The organism is Psychrobacter sp., from assembly GCF_036731945.1.
GTDB lineage: Bacteria > Pseudomonadota > Gammaproteobacteria > Pseudomonadales > Moraxellaceae > Psychrobacter.
In genome coordinates this window covers 22,017-25,948 of sequence record NZ_DAINDI010000009.1, presented here as the reverse complement: position 1 = coordinate 25,948, position 3,932 = coordinate 22,017, and the positions used below count along the sequence as shown (strand labels likewise).

General features: G+C 45.2%; 3 protein-coding genes and 1 pseudogene. All 4 read right to left on the bottom strand.

The features are described 5' to 3' along the window. The coding region (locus V7D75_RS03085) for a hypothetical protein (protein WP_333613367.1) at nt 1–1,029 on the bottom strand (1,029 nt) is incomplete at its 3' end. Between the two features lie 207 nt (nt 1,030–1,236). Then, a complete protein-coding gene (aroB, locus tag V7D75_RS03080) occupies nt 1,237–2,388 on the bottom strand; it encodes a 3-dehydroquinate synthase (protein WP_333613366.1) in 1,152 nt (383 codons plus the stop codon). 89 nt (nt 2,389–2,477) lie between these two features. Then, the gene (gene aroK, locus V7D75_RS03075; protein WP_333613365.1) at nt 2,478–3,041 is read right to left on the bottom strand and encodes a shikimate kinase AroK; all 564 of its coding nucleotides are present in this window, start codon (nt 3,039–3,041) and stop codon (nt 2,478–2,480) included. Nucleotides 3,042–3,205: 164 nt separating this feature from the next. After that, a pseudogene (locus V7D75_RS03070) lies at nt 3,206–3,932 on the bottom strand (type IV pilus secretin PilQ); the annotation flags it as partial.

Sequence of the window (3,932 nt, the reverse complement as noted above, 5' to 3'; positions counted from 1 at the left end):
GGGGTTTTTACCAGCAGCGTTGATATTTTTATTGGCGGCGTTACTATTTGCATTGGCGCTCGGTGGTTTAGGCGCTTCAACCATCGGCGGTTTTTTCGGTGCGTTATTATTGCCTGAACCATTATTTGTTGCATTACCATTGGTTGCTTCAGGCTTACGGTTAGTATCTGTAGAGGATTGCGTGGTCGTTGGTTGCCCTTCGATCTCGACCGTCCGCTCTTCATTGACAGTCAAAGTGTCAGAAGTATCAGCTGACTGGCGTATGCTTTCATTAGCGCCATCTTGTGCGCCGCGATTGGCATTATTATTTGCCATTTGGCCATTACTGTCATCAGACGTTTGTGTCTGTTGACGTACTGGTATTTCGCGTTTGGTTGGGCGCAAGTTTACATTGCGCGTGCGCTTGGTGCTCAAATCCTTAACCGGATCCGGACGTTCATAATTATCGATGATACTGACGTAACGATTGATCTCTTCAGGTAAGACGCGTACATTTGCAGGCAGTTTAAAATCTATCAATTTCGCGGCACCGACCGCCTCTTGTGGACTGCTCATCAGCCCATAAGTCAGCATATAACGTACCTGCTCATTTTCATCAAGGTAGCGGAAATAAGCGAACTTATCGCGATCTTCTCGGCTTTCTAAATAGCTGACAATGACATCATTTTCAGCGACATTCATCACCTGCACTGTCCACTTGCCTTTGTTAGCGAGCAGATAACGCTTGTCTTTGAACTCATCAGGATAGCTGCGTAAGTCTTTAACCGTGGTATCAAAACTAATCGGCTGCACGTCTGTATCGAGCTCATGCAAGGACTCTATCTTTAGCGGCTGCTCAAGCTCAGCGGTTGAGGCTTGTGGCGCTGATATTGGCTCATTCTCAATCTTAGCACCCATCGCTGGCGTTTGACTAAACATCCAAACTAAGGCGGTAAACACGCCCAATAGCAGGGTTGCTATCAGCCAAATCAGTGCTTGACGGCGATATTTCTGCCCAGCTGTGCGAGTCGTCGAGCGTGATGCTGCCATGGAGAGGTCCTTGGAAAAGGGTACTTATAAAAAGATACTTATAAAAGAGTTTTATATAATAATGGTCTTAAAAAAATAATGCTCAAGATTGTCGAAATATATCGTAGCTAAAAATGGCTGAAATGATTATTTTAAGCGTTTAACGATTATATATTAACTGATAAATTAAACGTGCAACTTACCTACTGAATACTTCACGAGCTTGTACTATTGATGCTGCGACAAAACTTCGGTCAAAAGCTTGGCATCAAAATCGTTGGTCAATACCGCCTCACCCAATGATTTTAACAAAATAAGGCGGATTTGTCCGTGTTTGACTTTTTTATCATGACCCATCAAACCTAATGCCGTTTGTACGTCAATAGCGGGCGGCGTAATCGGCAAATTTGCCAAGGTAAGTACGCGTTTAATACGCTCAACGTCCGCAGTTGTTAACCAGCCAGTTTTTTGCGACAGCTCAGCCGCTTGTACCATGCCAGCGGCGACCGCCTCGCCATGTAGCCAATTGCCGTAGCCTTGATGGGTTTCAATCACATGGCCAAAAGTATGACCGAAGTTTAACAAAGCGCGTACGCCGGACTCTCTTTCGTCTTGTGCGACGATATCGGCTTTATACTGACAGCAGCGCTTTACCGCCTCGCCAAGTACGGCTAAATCTAACGCCATCATCGCTGGCAAATTGTGCTCAAGCCAAGTCAAAAACTCTGCATCCATAATCAGCGCGTACTTGATGACTTCTGCCAATCCTGCTGATAGCTCACGCGCGGGCAAGGTTTTTAGCGTACTCATATCAGCAAGCACCATTTGTGGCTGCCAAAATGCGCCAATCATATTTTTACCTTGCGGATGATTGATGCCGGTCTTGCCGCCGACGCTCGAATCCACCTGTGATAACAGAGTGGTTGGGATTTGAATAAAATTGACCCCGCGCATAAAGCTTGCCGCGGCAAATCCTGTCATGTCGCCGACCACGCCGCCACCAAGCGCGATTAAGGTCACATCACGGTTAAAGTGCTCTGCCATCAGCGCATCATAAATCTGATTGATACTGGTCTGGTTTTTATATTGTTCACCATCTGGCAGCACACAAACCTTGACGGTAAACTCTGCTTCAAGTTCTTCTTGTAAAGCGCTTAAATATAAAGGCGCAACCGTGTCATTAGTCACGATAAGGACTTGATGACCGGTAATATAAGGCGCGATTTGACTGGCCATGCTGCTTTTTTCAGCGCCATTTTTAGCAGTGTTAGTAACAATGTTTTTAGGGCTGCTTGCATTACTATCTTCAGTAATAACAATAGGATAATCATGACTTTGCGTCTGTACTGTTAGGATGGCATGAAACAGTGGCGTTGCCATGAAAATCTCCTTAAGTATGAGGATTGAGTTAAATTTAGCGGATTTTTAATAAATACTTTTTAAGCTCATTAACGAAATTTTACTTTTTATTATTCATCTTCTGCGCGTGTTGAACTCATAGCTGAAGTTTGGCAAAAGGCTTCGAGTTGCTGTAATAGCTGATTGACCATATGGCGCGGATAAGTATGACCGGTCGGCATAATGATATGTGCTACTTGCCGGTATAAAGGATCACGCGCACTGTATAAATCTTGCAATATTTTTCTAGGATTGGGCTGTTGTAATAAAGGTCGCGACTTATCTTTGGCCGTACGCGCCATTTGCACGTCTACTGGCGCATTAAGATAGACGACGATACCGCGTTCATGAAGAAACGCTCGGTTTTCAGCGGCCATCACTGCCCCGCCGCCGGTTGCTAAGACAATTTGTGTTTGCTGCGTCAGCTCATCAATGGCCCGCGTCTCGCGCTCGCGAAAGCCCGCTTCGCCTTCTTTGGCAAATATCCAAGCAATATCAGCCCCAGTTTGCGACTCGATATACCAATCACTGTCTACAAACGAGCGTCCCAACTGCTTAGCAAGCAATCTGCCAATGGTGGTCTTCCCCGCTCCCATCGGCCCTACTAGAAATACCGACGGCAATTCCTCAACCATAATACGCACTCAGCTAAATTAGCTATGATACAACGTCATGGATATTCTGGCTAGTAACGCGTATTGATTATTGTCAGTAAAATCTAGTCAGGCACAAAACTTACCCATAAAAAAAGCAAGCGCGCTGCTTGCTTTTTTCTATTACGAAATGGTAAAACGCTGGATTAATTTAGACGACTGGTACCATCATTAATCAGCTTTGGCGTGACAAAGATCAATAGCTCTTCTTTTGCATTGTTACGTACATCCTTGCGGAACGCACGACCAACATAAGGTAAGTCGCCTAAGAAAGGTACTTTATCGACCCCATTACTTTTACGGTTTTTAAAGACGCCGCCCAGTACAACGGTTTGCCCATCTTCCACAATCACATTGGTTGAAATAGAATCTTCAGCAATCGCAACCTGATTATTAATGATAGTCGGTGTGCCATTGGTGATAAGCAGTTGCAAACCAATTTTACCGTCTGGGGTAATGTTTGGCGTGGCTTCCAAGCTCAATGCCGCTTCTTTAAAGCTGGTGGTAGTCGCACCACTGGCCGAAGCTTCTTGATAAGGAATTTGCGTACCAGAAGATACTTTTGCCGTTTGTTTATCAGCGGTCAAAATCTTTGGCGTCGAAATCACTTCACCGCGGTTATCCGCTTGTAGGGCTGATAATTCAAGATCGAGCATCACATCTGACATGCTAAGCAGTCCAAAAGCAATCCTACCCGCTGGGTTGGCAACCCCTAAATCCACGTTTAAGTTATCAGGACGGCTGATGTCATACTTAGGATAAGAAACTGTTTGACCATTGACGGTCGTCGTCTCTACATCAAAGTCTTTTAAGTCCCATAGCGTCTGATTGCTACCACCGACCAGCAAGTTACGGTTATTGGCTGCGCCGTTT

Bases quoted from the DNA above. Each gene is read 5' to 3' on its own strand.
- aroB (WP_333613366.1), bottom strand. From the start codon at position 2,388: ATGGCAACGCCACTGTTTCATGCCATCCTAACAGTACAGACGCAAAGT.
- aroK (WP_333613365.1), bottom strand. From the start codon at position 3,041: ATGGTTGAGGAATTGCCGTCGGTATTTCTAGTAGGGCCGATGGGAGCG.